The sequence below is a fragment of the Plantibacter sp. VKM Ac-2880 genome (assembly GCF_015351235.1).
Classification (GTDB): Bacteria; Actinomycetota; Actinomycetes; order Actinomycetales; family Microbacteriaceae; genus Plantibacter.
Map to the genome: position 1 here is coordinate 534,706 of NZ_JADKSJ010000002.1, position 15,357 is coordinate 550,062.

Sequence of the window (15,357 nt, forward strand, 5' to 3'; positions counted from 1 at the left end):
GCGGCCATGCACGACGAACCGAACATCCTCCCGAGGCCCGGCTTCCACCTGACACCGGAGCGCAACTGGATGAACGACCCGAACGGGTTGGTCTTCCACCGTGGGCGCTGGCACGCGTTCTTCCAGTACAACCCGGAGGGCAGCGACTGGGGCAACATGAGCTGGGGTCATGCGACGAGCGTCGACCTGCAGCACTGGGACGAGCTCCCCGTCGCCCTGCGGTTCACCGCCGAGGAACAGGTGTACTCGGGATCCGCGGTCGCCGCGGGGCCCGACGGACCGCTCACGGCGTATTACACGAGCGTGTCCGCGGACGGCCGGCAGGCGCAGTCCCGCGCGACCAGCGACGATGACGGATTGACCTGGCAGCGCGACCCGGCCAACCCGATCATCGACCGCGGTTCGCACGCGTTCCGCGACCCGAAGATCATCCGATACGAGGACGCCGACGGCTTCCGATGGATCATGCTCACCGTGGAAGCCGTGGAGCGGCAGGTCCTCGTGTACTCCTCCGCCGACCTCCGCGCCTGGGAGCACGTCAGCACCTTCGGTCCGGTCGGTCCCACCGGCGTCGTGTGGGAGTGCCCCGACCTCATCCCGCTCGCCGTCGACGGTCGCCCGGAGGAGACCCGGTGGGTGCTGCTCCTCAGCACCAATCCGGTCGGTGACGCGCAGGACCCGGACGGATCGTCGATGAGCTACCTCGTCGGCGACTTCGACGGCACGGCGTTCACCCCTGAGCGGTCCGAGTTGCGGCGGCTCGACCACGGCCGGGACTTCTACGCGGCGGTCGGCTTCGACAGCGCTCCAGGCGGCGAAGCGGTCATCCTCGGCTGGATGGGCAACTGGCGCTACGCCGCCGACCTCCCCGCCTCGCCGTGGCGGGGTGCGATGTCGCTCCCCAGACGGCTCTCGCTGACCACCGTCGACGGCGAGCCGCGACTCGTGCAGGAGCCGCCGGCCTTCGTGACGGAACGGCTGGCCGCGATCGACCCGACGACCGTCGCCCTGTCCGCCGTCGCCGTCGACCTGGCGCTCGACGGCTTTGGCGTGGTCGAGCTGGGCTGGGATCCGTCGGTGACGGGCGAGCTGCGGCTCCGGCTGACGGCTGACACCGACGGTGAGGTCGCCATCGTCCACGATCCGGCGGCGGCGACACTCTCCGTCACCCGGTCGGGCGGCGCCATGGACACGGTGCACCCCGACTTCGCCTCCACGAGCATCGTCCCGCTCGCCGGCGACCGGCCGGGCCGGCTCCTCCTCAGCCTCGACGGCCCACTGCTCGAGCTGTTCGTCGACGGTGGTCTCGCCACCGTCTCCGACCTCGTCCTCCTCGGGAGCGGACGACCCCGGCTCACCCTCGCGAGCGAACGCGCCAGCCCCGTCTCGGTGACCGTCGCCGTCCTCCACCGGGCATCCGTGCTCGACCGGGCGTCCGTCGTCGATCAGGCGCACGCGTTTGCCTGACCCCCCTCCACCCGCACGATCCAGCTCCATCCCGCCACGGGTGCCTTCGGCGCGCCCGCAGCACCGACGAAAGGAACCGCAATGACGCACGACCTCTCCAGACGGACGATCCTCCAGGGCGCAGGCCTCGGGGCACTCGCGCTGTTCGCGAGCACCGGGGCTCCGCTCACGGCCCAGGCCGCTCAAGCGACGACCAACGCGCAGGCGCAGGCCTCGCTCCGCTCGGTGTTCCACATGACGCCGCCGTCGGGGTGGCTCTGCGACCCGCAACGACCGGTGTTCACGAACGGCGCGTACCAGCTGTACTACCTGCACTCCGGTCAGAACAACGGCCCGGGTGGTTGGGATCACGCGACGACGACCGACGGCGTCGCCTTCACCCACCACGGGACGGTCATGCCGCTGCAGCCGGACTTCCCGGTGTGGTCGGGATCCGCCGTCGTGGACACTGCGAACACGGCGGGCTACGGTGCCGGGGCGGTCATCGCCCTCGCCACGCAGCCCACGGACGGGGTCCGGAAGTACCAGGAGCAGTACCTCTACTGGTCGACGGACGGCGGGTTCACGTTCACGATGCGGCCCGATCCGGTGATCGTGAACACCGACGGACGCACGGCCCAGACCGCGGCGGAGATCGACAACGCCGAGTGGTTCCGGGACCCGAAGGTGCACTGGGACGCGGCCAGGAGCGAGTGGGTCTGCGTCATCGGCCGTGCACGGTATGCGGCCTTCTACACCTCGACGAACCTGGTCGACTGGCAGTTGCAGCACAACTTCGACTACCCGAACCACGACCTCGGCGGCATCGAATGCCCCGACCTGTTCCAGATGCGAGCGGGCGACGGCAGCTGGCACTGGGTGTTGGGCGCCAGCATGGACGCCTACTCGATCGGCCTGCCGATGACCTACGCCTACTGGACGGGCACCTGGGACGGGACGCGGTTCACGGCTGACGACCTCACCCCGCAGTGGCTCGACTGGGGTTGGGACTGGTATGCCGCGGTCACCTGGCCGAAGGCGGAGTCACCCGATGACCGCCGGCTGGCGATCGCCTGGATGAACAACTGGAAGTACGCGAACCGCGACGTCCCCACCGACGCCTCGGACGGCTACAACGGTCAGAACTCGATCGTCCGGGAGCTGCGACTCGAGGCCCAGTCAGGTGGTCGGTACAGCCTGCTCAGCTCGCCCGTCGAGGCCCTCTCGGGGTATGCGACCGCAACCCTCCCCCTCCCCGACCAGACGGTCACCGGGAGCGCCGTCCTGCCCTGGAGTGGCCGGGCGTACGAGATCGAGCTCGACCTCACGTGGGACACCGCGACCAATGTCGGTCTCTCCGTCGGGCGTTCGGCGGACGGCTCCCGGCACACCAACGTCGGGAAGGCCGGGGCCGAGCTCTACGTCGATCGTGCCCCGTCCGACCAGGCCGGCTTCTCACTGCAGCCGTACACGCGAGCCGCAGCGCCGATCGACGCGGCTGCTCGTTCGGTCCACCTGCGGGTCTTCGTCGACACGCAGAGCGTCGAGGTCTTCGTCAACGCCGGCCACACGGTCCTGTCGCAGCAGGTGCACTTCGCCGAGGGCGACACGGGGATCTCGTTCTACGCCGACGGCGGACCACTGACCGTCTCAGGGATCACGATCCGCGAGTTCGGTACGGCGATCTAGGCGAGCGCGCTGGTTCGTCCGTCAGGATGGACGGATGGATCTCCAACACCTGAACGAGCACGGACGATGGACGACGGCCCCCGCGGCGGTGACGACGGAGCCCGACGGTTCCCTGCTCGTCACCGCCGTCGAGGGCAGTGACGCCTGGCGGCACACCTCCTACGGCTTCGTCCACGACACGGAGCACGCCCTGGTCGCCCCGATGCCACACCGCGGGGCCGTCGAGGTGACGTTCGTCCTCGACGGCTCCGAGCAGTTCGATCAGGCCGGGGTGTTCCTGCGGGTGTCCGAGACGAACTGGATCAAGGCGGGCGTCGAGGTGTCGGACGGGGTCGCGCAGCTCGGCGCGGTCGTCACGCACGGCACCTCCGACTGGTCGGTCGCACCCGTCCCCGACTGGCTCGGACGCCCGGTGACCGTCCGCGCGAGCCGGGACGGCGATGCGGTGACCGTGCGCGCGCGGGTGGACGACGACGACTGGCGATTGGTCCGGGTGGCGCACCTCGACCCGGCCGCCGACGTCGAGGCCGGGCTGTTCTGCGCGGCGCCGACCCGCGCAGGACTCACGGTCCGGTTCACCGCCGTCCGCCTCGGCCCGCCGGACGACGCCCTGCACGCCTGACCGCAGTCATCACGGCGGCACGATCACCGCTGCGCCGACGCCCCGCGGGTCGCCGTCGCCGCGTTGCGCTCGGCGAGCACCGCGAACGCCGCGGCCAGTTCCGGGGGCCCGACCACCTCGACCTCCGTGTCGAACCGGTTGAGCGAGGCGGCGAGCGCGACCCACGACCAGGCGCCGGCGGTGTATCGGGTGCGGTCGTCGCCCGCCGCCTCGGCCGTTCCATCACCGACGAAGGGCTGCACGGCGGTCAGCGGGAGGTGCAGGAGGACGGTTCCGACGCACGGCCATCGGTCGGTGTGCTCCGAGCCCTTGAATCGCGCCGCGACGAACGCCCGCACGTCTCCCCCGGGCACCGTGCGGGGGTGGAAGCGCGGACCCGTCGGCGTCCGAGGCGCGATGCGGTCGGCGCGGAAGATCCGCCAGGCGTCGCGGTCGAGGTCCCAGGCCACCAGGTACCACCGCTCGTCGGACAGCACGAGGTGATGCGGTTCCACCCGACGCGGTGGTGCCGGGTCATCGACCGCCCGGCCGAAGCGGAGCACGTGCCGGTCCCGGATGGCGGCTGACACCGAGAGCAGCACCTCGGAGGAGACCGTGGGCGTCGGCGCGGCACCGGCGCGGGCCACGTTCGCGACCTCCAGAGCATCCAGCCGGTGGCGGACCCGCGACGGCAACACCTGTCGGACGGTGGTGAGGGCTCGCAGTGCCGCCTCGCCGATCCCTGCACCCGCCACGGTGGCGGTCTCGAGCGCCACCGTCAGCGCGACCACCTGGTCGTCGTCGAACAGGAGCGGGGGCAGCTCACTCCCCGCGTCGAGCCGGTACCCGCCGTCCGGCCCCATGGTCGCCTCGATCCGATATCCCATCTCGCGCAGGCGGTCGACGTCGCGCCTGATGGTGCGGTGGCTGACGCGCAGTCGATCGGCGAGGAGCGCGCCCGGCCAGTCCCGACGGGCCTGGAGCAGGGAGAGCAGCTGCAGCAGTCGCGAGGCGGGAGAGGACATGATGCGAGCGTAGGCCGAGTAGCGGACACGATCTGTCCTAGACACCCGCGAGCATGATGCTCGACCGGGACGAGCCCGGTCCGAATCGAGGAGCACGCATGAGCATCACGACCACCACCCACCTGAACTTCGGCGGCGACGCCCGCACGGCCCTGGCGTTCTACGAGTCCGTCTTCGGCGGGCAGACGACGATCGCCAGCTATGCGGACTTCGGCATGCCGAAGGACGCTCCGGGGGCGGAGCTGGTCGTCTTCGGACAGCTCGAGTCCGCCGACGGGTTCCGGATCATGGCCTACGACAGCCTGGGCGCCACGGGCGGCTCGCTCATCGGTGCAGGTGCCACGCGTCGGGAAGACGGCACGACCGTCACGGAGCAGTCGTGCTTCGTCTCGGTGCGCGGCGAGACACTCACGGAGGTCGAGGCCTTCTGGGCCAAGCTCACCCAGGGCGGCACCGTCGTCGAGGAGTTCGCGGCGTCCGCGTGGAGCCCGGGCTTCGGCATGGTCACCGACCGGTTCGGGGTCACCTGGATCCTCGACGTCGCGACGGCCGACTGAGACCACCGCCCGCGGAAGCGGACACCGAACGTGCCGGTGCGGAGGTCATCCGCATCGGCCCGTCGGGGTCATCACGTTGCGACTCAGCGCAGCTTGTCGAACCGCTGGCCTTCCGCCTTCGAGGGCAGGAGGAGGAGGACGAGCAGGATGATGCCGCCGATCGACGGGATGAGCGAGAAGAAGGTGAAGGGGCCGGGGAAGTTGGCGTCGTGCAGTCGTCCCCAGGTGAGGGCCAGGCTCGGCACGATGGTCGCCAAGCCGATGAGCATCAGCAGGACGAAGCCGACGATGATGAGCGGTGCCGCCCCCGGGATCTCGAAGATGCCGGGCTGCGTGTGGTAGGTCTGCGAGCCGGCACTGTTGTCGAACACGACCGCCTCGCGCTGCGCGGCAGCCGACGACGCACCGATCGCGACACCCGTGATCAGGAGGATGTTCGGGATGAGCGTGACCAGGAACAGGAACAGCGTGACCCACCAGTACTCGCTCCGCGAGGCACGGCCGGAGAAGGTCGCGTACTTGCGGAGGTACCGCTTGGACGCCTGCGGCAACGTCGCGCCGGAGAGCGGCAGCGAGAGGTCGTCGGGCGAGGCGGCTCCGCGTGGGGCCTGGGGAGCGTCGTTCGGAGCCGCGTACGTCGGGGTTGCGGGGTAGTCGGGTGTCGCGCTGGCAGCGGCGGAGATCACCCCCGGACGGGTTGCGTCCGTCGGGCTGACAAGCTCAGCGACCCGAACATGTCCACCGACCAGCCCCGGTCACTGAGCTTGTCGAAGTGCTCACGGAGACGCCTCCACACCCGCCCGAACTCGGCATCTGGAATGTCAGTGGTCCATGGTGGACTGGTGTCATGACCGAGAGCACCGCCACCGCGATCCGCGCCAGCGACGAATACGCCGCGCAGCTCGCTGAGTTCTCGGACGAGTACGCGAGCATCTGCCGCCGACGCGCGGCCTTGGACGCTGAGGAAGCCCGCCTCCTCGCCCGCTCCGCCGCGTATGCGGATGCGCTCGCGGACACGGTCGTGCCCGCCATCTACCCGCCAGCCGAACGGCGTGCGCTGTCGCGCCGTTCGACGTGCGCCATGCTCGCGATGGCGACCCGTTCGGCCGAGCGGACCGTCCTGCACGCGACGGACGACGCCGAGCGGCTCGTGAACGAGGCACCGTCCGTGTTGGCGGCGCTCGAGGCCGGCCGGATCTCTGGCCGGCATGCGCGCACGATCACCGACCAGCTCCGTGACGTTCCCACCACAGGACGCGCGTCGTTCATCGCCGAGGTGCTCCCGATGGCTGAGCGATTGACCGCTGCGCGGCTCAAGAAGCGCGCAAAGGACCTCCGCGAGCGACTCCACCCGGAGTCCCTCACGGCGCGCGCGATCCGTTCCGAGGCTGACCGCCGGGTGGAGTTCGAACCCGCCGCAGACGGCATGGCATGGGTGCACCTCTTCACCACGGCACCCATCGCGCAGGGCATCGTCGAGCGCCTCGAAGCCGCGGCTGCGGAGTCACGCAAGGCCGGCGATGCTCGCACCTGCGGACAGCTCCAGGCCGACGCCCTCGCGGCCCTCGCCCTCACCGGCGTCACCCCGGACGATGCCGCGTCGAACCCGGTGCTCCTGCACCCGATCGAAGTGCAGGAGCACATCAAGCCGACCGTGCAGATCACCGTCCCGGCGCTCAGCCTGGCCGGCGTGTCCGACGCCCCTGCCACGCTCGACGGCTATGGGCCGATCGACCCGGAGACCGCGGCACGCATCGCGGTCAACGCCCCCTCCTTCACCCGCATCCTCGTCCAGCCAGAAACCGGGGCTGTCCTCTCCGTCGGGCGCGGCCAATACCGGGTGCCGGCCGATCTGCAACGGGCGGTGCGGCTTCGGGACGGCACCTGTCGTGCACCAGGGTGCGGACGCCGAGCCCGAGCATGCGACCTCGATCACTCGGTCGCCTGGCAAGAGGGCGGAACGACAGATGTCGGGAATCTCGCCTGCCTCTGCCGACACCACCACCGAATGAAGCACCTGCCGGGCTGGAACCTCGAGCACCGGCCGGGCGGCGTGCTCGACTGGACGACACCCGACGGGAAACACCACCGCACCGCGCCGGACCCCGCGCCGTTCTGAACCCCGGCCGGCGCCTGAGCCTGTCGAAGGGTTCCACGTGAGCACTTCGACAAGCTCAGTGACCGGTAGGCACGTCGACAAACTCAGTGACCGGTAGGCACGTCGACAAGCTCAGCGACCGGTAGGCACTTCGACAAGCTCAGTGACCGGACAAGACGCACCGGGAACACCCCGGTCCCTGAGCCTGTCGAAGGGCACTCGGGAGAGGCACCACCCCTCGGAAAGCGCTTGCCGAGCGCGCGGTCACACCGGTAGCCTCGTCCGGAACCCCACCCGGAAGGTCGCAATGCCGCGCCGACACGACAGTCCATCCACCAGCGACCGTCCCACACCGATCGTCGTCAACGACAACGCCGCCTGGTGCTGGTTCCAAGACGAGCGAGCACTCGTCGACCCGGTCGCGGGCCTCCTCCTCGTGGGGTCGATCGCCTCGACCGCGGGCGTCGACGGCGAGTGCCGCGGCGGCAACGTCGAGGTCACCGTCGTCGACCTCACCACCGGCACCGCGGACGTCGTCGTCCTCCACGAGCGACTCGAATCCGACGACCACGACGTGCCCGCCCTCTGGCACCGCCCCGACGGCCGCTGGCTGGCGATGTACACCCGCCACAAGACCGACGACCTCACCCGCTGGCGCATCAGCGAACCCGGCGACCCACGCCGCTGGGGACCCGAGCAGACCTTCGACTGGAGCCCACACACCGGCGGGTCCGGCGTGACCTACTCGAACCTCCACGAACTCGACGGCCGCCTGTACTGCTTCGCTCGGGCCGTCAATGACGACCAATGCGCCCTCGTCTCGGACGACCACGGCGACACCTGGCGGTACGCCGGCAAACTCTTCACGCGCCCCAAGGTGGGCTACGTGAACGGCTACACCCGCTACACCTCCACACCCACCCGCATCGACCTCATCACCACCGACCACCACCCACGCGACTACGACAACAGCGTCTACCACGGGTTCCTCGACGCCGACGGACTCCACCGCACCGACGGCAGCATCGTCGACCCGCGCCCGCTGACTGGCGACGCACCCTCGCAGGTGGACCTCACGACCCTCGTCGCCGCTGGTTCCACGCTCCCCGAGGGCGGCCGATGGCCGGGCGTGCGTCTCGGCCACGGTTGGACGGTCGACCTCCGGCGAGCCACCGACGGCACCCTCGCCGCCATCGTCTCCGCCCGCGCCGACGACGGCCCGGCCCACCCGGACGAGGCCACCGAACGCTTCCGGCCCGTCCTCGACCACCGGTTCCTCTCCGCCCGTCTGCCACCGGGAGGCGACTGGTCGGTGCACCCGCTCGCCCTGGCCGGTGCCGGGCTCCTCCCCCACGAGCAGGACTACACGGGCCTCGTCGCGATCGATCCCGACGATCTCGACTCCGTCTACCTCTCGAGCGCGATCGACCCGCGCGACGACAGGGCCCTGCCGCACCATGAGATCTTCCACGGCCGGACCACGGACGCCGGAGCGAGCTGGTCGTGGACGCCGGTGACGGAGGATTCGGCGCACGACAACCTCAGACCGATCGTCGCCCCGGGCGATCCGTCGACCGTCTCACTGCTCTGGTTCCGCGGCAGCATGGCGAGCTCACAGGACTACCGATGCGAAGCCGTCCTCCTACGCCTGCCACGCATCCCGCACCTCCCGCGCGAAGCGGTCACTCCGGCCAGGACACCTCGCCGCTGAAGTCCGGGTGCTTCCGCAGGTACGCCTGGATGAAGGGGCAGTAGGGCACGATCGTCAGGCCGCGCTCGGCGGCGTCGTCGAGGGCTGCGGACGCGAGGATGCTGCCGAGCCCCTGCCCACCGAAGTCGGGATCGATCTCCGTGTGGGTGAAGAGGATCCGGCCGGGTTCGTCGCGGTACCCGGCGATCCCCGCGACGCGGTCGCCCACGCGGATCTCGTACTCGTGGCGCTCATCGTTGCGGACGACCTCGGGGGTGTCCGCGTCGATGCTGGGTGTCGTCATCGGGGCTCCGTTCCACTCGGTCCTCACTGTACGTCCGATGCGTCCCGTCACGAGCTGTTTACACGGGGTCCGGATCCGCAACCTGCCGGAAACACGGGCACACGCCGACGGAAACACGGTGGTGTCACGCTGGGCGCACCCGACGCGCTCCAGCCGCGTCCCTGCGGAGAGGCACCTCGAATGGATCAAGGAAACACAGCGTTCATCCTGATAGCTGCGGCACTCGTGCTGCTCATGACTCCAGGGCTCGCATTCTTCTACGGCGGCCTGGTGAAGGCGAAGAGCGTCATCAGCATGATGATGATGAGCTTCGGCGCACTCGGCCTCATCGGCGTCCTCTGGGTGCTGTACGGCTACGCGATCGCGTTCCCCGGCTCAGAAGGCACCGTCGCGCCGTGGGCGATCGACACCGCGAACATCGGCCTGACCGGCGCTCTCGAGACGCCGGAGGGTGCCGCGTACCCGCCGCTCGCCTTCGTCGCGTTCCAGGCGACCTTCGCGATCATCACCGTCGCACTCGTCTCCGGTGCCATCGCGGACCGCGCGAAGTTCGGCTCCTGGATGATCTTCGCCGGCATCTGGGCGACCGTCGTCTACTTCCCCGTCGCCAGCTGGGTCTTCAACTTCGGCCTCGCCGATGACGGCAGCTTCGCCTACGGCGGCTGGATCACGCACGGCCTCCAGGACGTCTTCGGCGTCGGCGTCATCGACTTCGCCGGTGGTACCGCGGTGCACATCAACGCCGGTGCGGCAGCGCTCGCCCTCGCGCTCGTCCTCGGTCGTCGCGTCGGATTCAAGAAGGGCGCCTACGTCCCCCACAACCCGCCGTTCGTCCTCCTCGGCGCCGGCCTCCTCTGGTTCGGCTGGTTCGGCTTCAACGCCGGCTCCGAGCTGGCCGCCGACGGCACCGCCGCACTCGCCTTCGTCAACACGATCGCCGCTCCGGCCGCCGCGCTGCTCGCCTGGCTCGTAGTCGAGCGCGTCAAGGACGGTAAGCCGACCTCCGTCGGCGCCGCATCCGGTGCAGTCGCCGGTCTCGTCGCGATCACCCCGGCGTGCGCCTCGCTGAACCCGATCTGGGCGATCGTGCTGGGTATCGTCGCCGGCGCGGTCTGCGCCCTCGCGATCGACCTGAAGTTCAAGCTCGGCTTCGACGACTCGCTCGACGTCGTCGGCATCCACCTCGTCGGTGGCCTCATCGGCACGCTGTACCTCGGCTTCTTCGCCAACGGCACCGGCCTTTTCATGGGTGGTGACGGTTCGCAGCTGCTCGTCCAGGCGATCGCCGCGTTCTCCGTCCTCATCTACTCCTTCGTGCTCGCCTTCGTCATCGGCTTCGCGATCGAGAAGACGATCGGCTTCCGCGTGAAGAACGAGGACGAGATCGCCGGCATCGACACCGTGGTCCACGGTGAAGAGGGCTACATCCTCGTCGACGCCAAGGCCTGACCGACCGCACCACCGACCGACCTGCACCACCTCCCGACCCGACGAGGACGAGATGCGCGCAGCAGCTGGACCCGAACCGGCTGCCACTCCCGCTCATCTCGTCCTCGTCGACGTCGTCTCACGACCACCCGCGACACCAGGGCCATCCCGGATCATCCGGTTCGACGACCTCGTCCGGCAACCGCTCGACCGGGGCCGCGGCAGTGTGCGGGACGTCTGGATCAGCACCGACGTCGACCATCGCATCCGGTGGCGACTGCAGCTCGTCGAGCTCCGCGATGCGAGCGGCCTCATCTCCGCCCCCGACGAGCTGAACCACGCCATCGTGGGGTTCGCCGGTCCGCAGGTCATGGTGAGCGCCGGTGGCAGCGACGCGACCGGCGCCGGTCGGATCCTCCACAGGGAGCAGGTCCTCACCGTGCACGAGTCGTCGGTGCGGTTCTCCAGACCGCGCCTCCGCGCCTCCGGGTCGAGCTCGATGATCGTGCTCAGTTACAGCGTCTCCGAGGACCCGCCGACCCTGACGTTCCGGCACGCGGACGCCGCGACCGAACCCGTCGACGGCCTACAGATCGTGCTCGCCCTCGGGACACCGGTACCGCACGACTCGGGCGAGATCCCTCGCGGGGCCGCGCTCGTCTCCGCGCCGCTCGCCGTTCCGCCGCGCTACCGCTGACCGGCGGGTGGCTGCATCGCTGCGCGGCGCGCTTGGGTGCGCTCCGACCGGCCCCGAGCAGCCATCACCAGCATCATGACCCCCGTCCCACCGAGGATGACGGTGAAGACGACTCCGAGTCCGGTCATCCACTCGCCCTCGCCGCCGTAGCCTTCCACGACAGCCGCCCCCGGGTCCGAGGCCCGGTAGACGATCGTGACCTCATCGCCGACGGACGGCCGGTCACTGATGTCCCACGACTCCCAGACGGTGTGCACGCTGTCGTCGGTGGCACGGTACTCGACGCGGAAGTCGAGGTCCGAGGCCTCCACGCCGTCCTGCACCTCGGTGATCATGCCGGTGGTGCGGGTCCCCGTCTGGAGCAGCTCGTCGTCGGCCATCCGGAGGCCGACCCCGATCGCGATCATGACCGGGCCGACGAGCAACATGCCGAGGATGAGGGCGACCGCGCCGAAACTCTTGCGGGTCGGGTGCGTTGCGGCGGGCGCCGGCTGCTTCTGGAGGTCCACCCGCCTATCTCAACATACGTTGGACGCGGCTCGACACAGCTTCCTCAAGCCGACGCCTCCGGCGCCTCCGTCGCTCCGGTCCGGCCGTCGGCGAAGCGCTGGCGCGCGTGCTGGTTGCGGGAGCCGATCGGCACCGCCTCGGTCGCCGCCGGCAGCCCCATCGCGGGCGTCGACACGTAGATGCTCTCGGCCCGCTCGACCAGGAACGTCTCGTGCCAGACTCCGACCGCCTTCGGTGCCGACCTGGCACGCCGGTTGAACCGCGACCAGGCCGGTCGATGCTCCGAGGCGGGCGCGGACGCGTAGGCGTAGAGCTTCTCGATCGACGACCAGTACTGGACGAGGTACGGTCCGGACGCACCGAGCAGGATGTGCGAGCCGAGCAGGCCGGAGTCCGGGTCGGTCATCAGCTCGCGCAACATGCGCGGCATCTCTCCGAAGATCGGCATCCACTGGTCGGGACGCCACCACTGGTTGACGGTCATGCCGATGTGGAAGACGACGAGCTCCCCCTCGTGACGGTGGGTGATTCGGCCGGCGACGACGCGTGACATACACTGCTCCTTGTTCGATAGGGACGCTATCCAAGTTGGATAGTAGCACTATCCATGCGAGAAGGACACGATGAGGATCTCCGAACTCGCCGCGGCATCCGAGGTGCCGGTGGCGACCATCAAGTACTACCTGCGCGAACGACTCCTCCCGGAGGGCGAGCGCACCTCGGCGACCCAGGCGCGGTACGGCGACGCCCACCTGTCCAGGCTCCGGGTCATCCGAGCCCTCCTGACCGCCGGCGTCAGCATCGCCGAGACCCGGAACGTCGTGGCCGCCCTCGACGCACCGCCGCCGGGCCCGTACGACCTCCTCGGCGTGGCACACGCCGCCGTCACCCCGCGCCCCGCAGGACCCCTCGACACCACGCGCGCGCTCGAGCTCTACGAGCGGCTCGGCGGCGCCGCGGACCAGTGCGACCCCGGACTCCTCGCCGGCCTCGCCCAGGCGCTCGACACCCTGGAGCGCGCCGGCTTCACGGTGCCGCCCGAGGTGCTCGACCGCTACGTGGAGGCCGCTCGTCGCATCGCCGAAGCGGAGATCGACGGCATCCCCGCCGATTCCCCCGAGCTCGCCGTGCAGTACATCGTGCTCGGAACGGTCCTCTCCGAACCGCTCATCCTGGCCCTCCGCCGGGCGGCACAGCAGGTGGTGTCCTCGGCGCGGTTCGGCGGGCCGGACGCGGCGATGCCGACGGCACCGACGGTCTGAGCGTCAGGCGTCGAGTTCCGCCAGCGTGGGCGGGTTCGCGCCCGGGCGCGACACCGTGACACTCGCCGCCCGCGCAGCACGCTCGAGGAGTCGCCGGAGGTCGTCGTCGGCGATCGCCCCGAGCCGCTCCTCGGCCCCGGGCCCGGACACCCCGGCGGTCAGCAGGCCGTCGATGAGCGCCCCCATGAACGTGTCGCCGGCACCGACGGTGTCAGCCACCGTCACCCGTGGCGTCGCGATCTCGAACACCGAGCCGGCGCGCACCACGAGGGCTCCGTCGCCACCCCTCGTCACGACGACGAGCCCGGGGCCTGACGACACCCACTGCTTCGCCGCGTCGACGAGCGCGAGGTCGGGGTGCAGGAAGGCGACGTCCTCGTCACTCGCCTTCACGACGTGGGCGCGTGCGATGCACTCGAGGGCCGTCCGCCGAACACGCTCGGCGTCGTCGACGAGCGTGGGACGGATGTTGGGGTCGTAGGTGATGAGCGCCGCATCCCGACGCGACTCCACCAACGCACGCAGTCGGCTGGCGCTCGGCTCGAGCACCGTGGCGATCGAGCCGGTGTGGACGACGGACGCGTCCGGCGCATCCGTGGCGTCGAGGTCGAGGGAGAGGTCGAACTCGTAGGTGGCCGCACCGTCCGCGTCGAGCGTCGCCTGCGCCGTCGACGTCCGACCGGTCGGGGCCGACACCAGCGAAACGCCGGACGCGTCGAGCCAGGACCGGATCGCCGCGCCGCGCTCGTCGTCGCCGACGTGGGTCACGAGCGCCGGGACCCGGCCGAGTCGGCCGAGGGTGATGCCGACGTTCGCCGGGCTGCCACCGGGACTCTCGGCCTGCGTCCGGTCGAGGCGACGGACGATGTCGATGAGCGTCTCGCCGGCGATGAGCACGTCGGTCGTCGGGGTCGTGTGCATGGCTGTTCTCTCTGCTGGGTCCGGGTCAGACGGCGTCGGGTGATGGGGTGTCGAGTGACGGAGCGGCTGGTGACGGAGCGGCTGGGGCAGGGCGGCGAGCGAGTCCCGCTCGATGATCGGCATGGTGACGAGCTCGTGCCCGAGGGCGTGCCGACCGAGGAGCATCGATGCTCCGAGCGCGCCGATCTCCTGGTAGGGCAGCCGGGCGGTGGTGAGCCCGGGCCGGAGGTAGCCAGCCAGGATCTCGTCGTCGAAGGAGACGACGGAGACGTCCTGCGGGATCCGGCGTCCCCGTTCGAGCAGCACCTGGTACGCCCCGAAGGCGACGCCGTCGTTCGCGGCGAGGATGGCCGTGACGTCGGGGTGCCGGTCGAGCAGCGCGACCGTCGCCTCATAGCCCGGCTCCGGTTGCCACTCCGGGATGTCGACGCGCGCCGGTTCGATGCCCGCCTCGGCGAACGCTGCGGCGATGCCCTCGAAGCGGAGCGCCACCGTCGCGGTCTGGCGGAGGTCACTGACGACGTCACGCGGGAGGTCGCCGACCACGCCGATGCGACGGTGTCCGGCGTCGACGAGTCGCTTGGCGACCGCGTAGCCGGCGGCGCGTTCGTCGGGCAGGACGTTCGCATGACCCGAGGACGACGCTCCGTTCAGGACGACGACCGGGACGCCGGTCGAGGTACTCGGGAGGTCGATGAGGCGGGCGCCGAGCAGGCCGATGAGGATGCCGTCGACGCGGTGGTCGATCATCGTCTCGAACGCCCGGGCGAGGCCGCCCTCGATCCCCTGGGTCTCAGCGATGAGCATGGTGTGGTCGTTCACCTTCGAGACCTCGAGGGCTCCGCCAATGAGTCCGGAGGCGTGGCGGGTCAGCGTGACCTCGTCGGAGATGAAGCCGATCGTCCGGGTCTTGCCACGCCGGAGCACCTGGGCTGCGGGGTTGGGGCGGTAGTCGAGTTCTGCAGCGGCCGCGCGCACCCGCTCCACGGCGTCCGCCGACAGCCGCGACCCCGGGCGGTCGTTCATGATCATGCTGACGGCGGCCTTCGACATGCCCGAGCGCTCGGCGACGTCCGCGAGGGTCGTGCGGCGGCGCTGGGTGGACATGACACTCCTTCGTGCGGGCTGC

The 15,357-nt window shown here is 70.3% G+C and carries 15 protein-coding genes; 9 read left to right on the plus strand and 6 right to left on the minus strand.

Going from position 1 to position 15,357, the window contains the following annotated elements:
• Window positions 1-6: 6 nt before the first annotated feature.
• The 3 genes from ITJ57_RS14610 (at window position 7) to ITJ57_RS14620 (ending at window position 3,757) form a co-directional block, all read left to right on the plus strand.
• A complete protein-coding gene (locus ITJ57_RS14610) occupies window positions 7-1,467 on the plus strand; it encodes a glycoside hydrolase family 32 protein (RefSeq protein WP_194670803.1) in 1,461 nt (486 codons plus the stop codon).
• An 81-nt stretch (window positions 1,468-1,548) separates the two neighbouring features.
• A complete protein-coding gene (locus ITJ57_RS14615; RefSeq protein WP_194670804.1) occupies window positions 1,549-3,135 on the plus strand; it encodes a glycoside hydrolase family 32 protein in 1,587 nt (528 codons plus the stop codon).
• A gap of 34 nt (window positions 3,136-3,169) precedes the next feature.
• Complete coding sequence (locus tag ITJ57_RS14620; RefSeq protein WP_194670805.1) at window positions 3,170-3,757, plus strand: DUF1349 domain-containing protein; 588 nt, start codon at window positions 3,170-3,172, stop codon at window positions 3,755-3,757.
• Window positions 3,758-3,780: 23 nt separating this feature from the next.
• On the opposite strand, the gene ITJ57_RS14625 is transcribed toward ITJ57_RS14620, so the two are convergent.
• The gene (locus ITJ57_RS14625) at window positions 3,781-4,761 is read right to left on the minus strand and encodes a YafY family protein (RefSeq protein ID WP_194670806.1); all 981 of its coding nucleotides are present in this window, start codon (window positions 4,759-4,761) and stop codon (window positions 3,781-3,783) included.
• Window positions 4,762-4,859: 98 nt separating this feature from the next.
• Here ITJ57_RS14625 and ITJ57_RS14630 point away from each other — a divergent pair, with 98 nt between their 5' ends.
• Window positions 4,860-5,318 carry a VOC family protein gene (locus tag ITJ57_RS14630; protein ID WP_194670807.1) on the plus strand — a complete coding sequence of 153 codons (459 nt, stop codon included), beginning with the start codon at window positions 4,860-4,862 and terminating at the stop codon, window positions 5,316-5,318.
• A gap of 83 nt (window positions 5,319-5,401) precedes the next feature.
• On the opposite strand, the gene ITJ57_RS14635 is transcribed toward ITJ57_RS14630, so the two are convergent.
• The gene (locus ITJ57_RS14635; protein ID WP_194670808.1) at window positions 5,402-6,004 is read right to left on the minus strand and encodes a DUF805 domain-containing protein; all 603 of its coding nucleotides are present in this window, start codon (window positions 6,002-6,004) and stop codon (window positions 5,402-5,404) included.
• 161 nt (window positions 6,005-6,165) lie between these two features.
• Here ITJ57_RS14635 and ITJ57_RS14640 point away from each other — a divergent pair, with 161 nt between their 5' ends.
• The gene (locus ITJ57_RS14640; protein WP_194670809.1) at window positions 6,166-7,437 is read left to right on the plus strand and encodes an HNH endonuclease signature motif containing protein; all 1,272 of its coding nucleotides are present in this window, start codon (window positions 6,166-6,168) and stop codon (window positions 7,435-7,437) included.
• 286 nt (window positions 7,438-7,723) lie between these two features.
• On the plus strand, window positions 7,724-9,127 hold the full coding sequence (locus ITJ57_RS14645) for a BNR-4 repeat-containing protein (protein WP_194670810.1): 1,404 nt from the start codon (window positions 7,724-7,726) through the stop codon (window positions 9,125-9,127).
• Here ITJ57_RS14645 and ITJ57_RS14650 read toward each other — a convergent pair.
• The gene (locus ITJ57_RS14650) at window positions 9,099-9,410 is read right to left on the minus strand and encodes a GNAT family N-acetyltransferase (protein ID WP_194670811.1); all 312 of its coding nucleotides are present in this window, start codon (window positions 9,408-9,410) and stop codon (window positions 9,099-9,101) included. The genes ITJ57_RS14645 and ITJ57_RS14650 overlap by 29 nt on opposite strands.
• Before the next feature lie 180 nt (window positions 9,411-9,590).
• Here ITJ57_RS14650 and ITJ57_RS14655 point away from each other — a divergent pair, with 180 nt between their 5' ends.
• Together ITJ57_RS14655 and ITJ57_RS14660 are read left to right on the plus strand one after the other, a co-directional pair.
• Window positions 9,591-10,859, plus strand: a complete 1,269-nt coding sequence (locus tag ITJ57_RS14655) for an ammonium transporter (RefSeq protein WP_194670812.1) — start codon at window positions 9,591-9,593, stop codon at window positions 10,857-10,859.
• A 52-nt stretch (window positions 10,860-10,911) separates the two neighbouring features.
• Window positions 10,912-11,535, plus strand: a complete 624-nt coding sequence (locus tag ITJ57_RS14660; protein WP_194670813.1) for a hypothetical protein — start codon at window positions 10,912-10,914, stop codon at window positions 11,533-11,535.
• Here ITJ57_RS14660 and ITJ57_RS14665 read toward each other — a convergent pair.
• Together ITJ57_RS14665 and ITJ57_RS14670 are read right to left on the minus strand one after the other, a co-directional pair.
• Window positions 11,526-12,044: a DUF3592 domain-containing protein gene (locus ITJ57_RS14665; protein ID WP_194670814.1), complete on the minus strand. Its 519-nt coding sequence runs from the start codon at window positions 12,042-12,044 to the stop codon at window positions 11,526-11,528. The genes ITJ57_RS14660 and ITJ57_RS14665 overlap by 10 nt on opposite strands.
• 44 nt (window positions 12,045-12,088) lie before the next feature.
• Window positions 12,089-12,598: a DUF4188 domain-containing protein gene (locus tag ITJ57_RS14670; RefSeq protein ID WP_194670815.1), complete on the minus strand. Its 510-nt coding sequence runs from the start codon at window positions 12,596-12,598 to the stop codon at window positions 12,089-12,091.
• 70 nt (window positions 12,599-12,668) lie between these two features.
• Here ITJ57_RS14670 and ITJ57_RS14675 point away from each other — a divergent pair, with 70 nt between their 5' ends.
• Window positions 12,669-13,307: a MerR family transcriptional regulator gene (locus tag ITJ57_RS14675; RefSeq protein ID WP_194670816.1), complete on the plus strand. Its 639-nt coding sequence runs from the start codon at window positions 12,669-12,671 to the stop codon at window positions 13,305-13,307.
• Window positions 13,308-13,310: 3 nt separating this feature from the next.
• Here ITJ57_RS14675 and ITJ57_RS19460 read toward each other — a convergent pair whose 3' ends face one another.
• Window positions 13,311-15,335: a PfkB family carbohydrate kinase gene (locus tag ITJ57_RS19460; RefSeq protein ID WP_228507266.1), complete on the minus strand. Its 2,025-nt coding sequence runs from the start codon at window positions 15,333-15,335 to the stop codon at window positions 13,311-13,313.
• Window positions 15,336-15,357 lie beyond the last annotated feature (22 nt).

Bases quoted from the DNA above. Each gene is read 5' to 3' on its own strand.
- ITJ57_RS14615 (WP_194670804.1), top strand. From the start codon at position 1,549: ATGACGCACGACCTCTCCAGACGGACGATCCTCCAGGGCGCAGGCCTC.
- ITJ57_RS14650 (WP_194670811.1), bottom strand. From the start codon at position 9,410: ATGACGACACCCAGCATCGACGCGGACACCCCCGAGGTCGTCCGCAAC.
- ITJ57_RS14655 (WP_194670812.1), top strand. From the start codon at position 9,591: ATGGATCAAGGAAACACAGCGTTCATCCTGATAGCTGCGGCACTCGTG.
- ITJ57_RS14670 (WP_194670815.1), bottom strand. From the start codon at position 12,598: ATGTCACGCGTCGTCGCCGGCCGAATCACCCACCGTCACGAGGGGGAG.
- ITJ57_RS14610 (WP_194670803.1), top strand. From the start codon at position 7: ATGCACGACGAACCGAACATCCTCCCGAGGCCCGGCTTCCACCTGACA.
- ITJ57_RS14675 (WP_194670816.1), top strand. From the start codon at position 12,669: ATGAGGATCTCCGAACTCGCCGCGGCATCCGAGGTGCCGGTGGCGACC.
- ITJ57_RS19460 (WP_228507266.1), bottom strand. From the start codon at position 15,335: ATGTCCACCCAGCGCCGCCGCACGACCCTCGCGGACGTCGCCGAGCGC.
- ITJ57_RS14620 (WP_194670805.1), top strand. From the start codon at position 3,170: ATGGATCTCCAACACCTGAACGAGCACGGACGATGGACGACGGCCCCC.
- ITJ57_RS14625 (WP_194670806.1), bottom strand. From the start codon at position 4,761: ATGTCCTCTCCCGCCTCGCGACTGCTGCAGCTGCTCTCCCTGCTCCAG.
- ITJ57_RS14640 (WP_194670809.1), top strand. From the start codon at position 6,166: ATGACCGAGAGCACCGCCACCGCGATCCGCGCCAGCGACGAATACGCC.
- ITJ57_RS14660 (WP_194670813.1), top strand. From the start codon at position 10,912: ATGCGCGCAGCAGCTGGACCCGAACCGGCTGCCACTCCCGCTCATCTC.
- ITJ57_RS14630 (WP_194670807.1), top strand. From the start codon at position 4,860: ATGAGCATCACGACCACCACCCACCTGAACTTCGGCGGCGACGCCCGC.
- ITJ57_RS14645 (WP_194670810.1), top strand. From the start codon at position 7,724: ATGCCGCGCCGACACGACAGTCCATCCACCAGCGACCGTCCCACACCG.